The sequence below is a fragment of the Streptomyces sp. NPDC051172 genome, assembly GCF_040682555.1.
Taxonomy (GTDB): domain Bacteria; phylum Actinomycetota; class Actinomycetes; order Streptomycetales; family Streptomycetaceae; genus Streptomyces.
In genome coordinates this window covers 1-1,416 of the sequence record NZ_JBFBBE010000352.1, presented here as the reverse complement: position 1 = coordinate 1,416, position 1,416 = coordinate 1, and the positions used below count along the sequence as shown (strand labels likewise).

The 1,416-nt window shown below is 72.4% G+C and carries 2 protein-coding genes; one reads left to right on the top strand and one right to left on the bottom strand.

The annotated features are described in order from the left end of the window. Nucleotides 1-7 precede the first annotated feature (7 nt). Nucleotides 8-256 (bottom strand): hypothetical protein, encoded by a 249-nt coding sequence (locus tag AB0N07_RS51030; RefSeq protein WP_365847829.1) that lies wholly within the window; start codon nt 254-256, stop codon nt 8-10. Nucleotides 257-271: 15 nt separating this feature from the next. Here AB0N07_RS51030 and AB0N07_RS51025 point away from each other — a divergent pair. Further along, nucleotides 272-1,416: helicase-related protein (locus tag AB0N07_RS51025; RefSeq protein WP_365847827.1), on the top strand; the 1,145-nt coding region annotated here is incomplete at its 3' end.

The following is a 1,416-nucleotide window of genomic DNA, read 5'->3' as shown; positions in this document are numbered from 1 at the left end:
TCTCCACCTACGTGGGCGGGGAGACGCCGTCGCTGTCCAAGATGGGCGGCTCGGACTGGGCGCAGACCAAGTCCAAGGCCAAGCGCGCCACCCGCGAGATCGCCGGCGAGCTCATCCGCCTGTACTCGGCCCGCATGGCCTCGCGGGGCCACGCGTTCGCCCCGGACACCCCGTGGCAGGGCGAGCTGGAGGAGGCGTTCCCGTTCATCGAGACGCCGGACCAGCTGACCACCATCGAGGACGTCAAGAAGGACATGGAGGCGGCCGTCCCATGGACCGGCTCGTCTCGGGCGACGTCGGCTTCGGCAAGACCGAGGTGGCCGTGCGTGCCGCGTTCAAGGCGGTGCAGGACGGCAAGCAGGTGGCCGTCCTCGTCCCCACGACGCTGCTCGCCCGCCAGCACCACCAGACGTTCTCCGACCGGTTCGCCGGCTTCCCCGTCAAGGTGGCCGCGCTCTCCCGGTTCCAGACCGCCAAGGAGTCCAAGGAGGTCGTCGAGGGGCTCGCACACGGCGAGGTGGACGTGGTGATCGGCACCCACCGGCTGCTCTCCGACCAGGTGCAGTTCAAGGACCTGGGCCTGGTGGTCGTGGACGAGGAGCAGCGCTTCGGCGTCGAGCACAAGGAGGCGCTGAAGAAGATGCGCACCAACGTGGACGTGCTCACCAACGTGGACGTGCTCGCCATGTCCTCCGTGGCGATGACGGTGTTCGGCGACCTGGACCTGTCGGTGCTCGAGGGGCTGCCCTCGGGGCGACAGCCGGTCACCACTCACGTGGCGCGGATGGCCCACGGCCCGCGCGTGATCGGCCGGGTGTGGGAGCTGATCGCCGAGCACGTGGCGGCCGGCCACCAGGCGTTCGTGGTGTGCCCGCGCATCGACCCCGACGACGCCGACCCGGGTCACGCCAACGTGGAGGAGATGACACCCCGGCTGCGGGGTCTCCCCGCGCTGGCGGGACTGCGGATCGACGCCGTGCACGGGCGCATGGACCAGGCCGAGCAGGACGCGGCGATGCAGGCCTTCGCGCGCGGCGAGACGGACGTGCTCGTGGCGACCACCGTCGTGGAGGTGGGCGTGGACGTGCCCAACGCGACGGTCATGGCGATCCTCGACGCCGACGACTTCGGCCTGTCCACCCTGCACCAGCTGCGCGGCCGCGTGGGCCGCGGACCCGGGGCGGCGGTCTGCCTGCTGGCCACGCGCCTGCCGGACGGGCACCCGTCGCTGCGCCGGCTCGAGGTCCTGGCCCAGGAGCAGGACGGCATGCGCATCGCGCAGGAGGACCTCGCCCAGCGCGGCGTCGGCGACGTGCTCGGCGCCGCCCAGTCCGGGCTGGCCTCGGGGCTGCACCACGTGGACGTCATCGCCGACGCCCCGCTGATCGCCGTGGCCGCCGACGCCGTCGCGCAGGT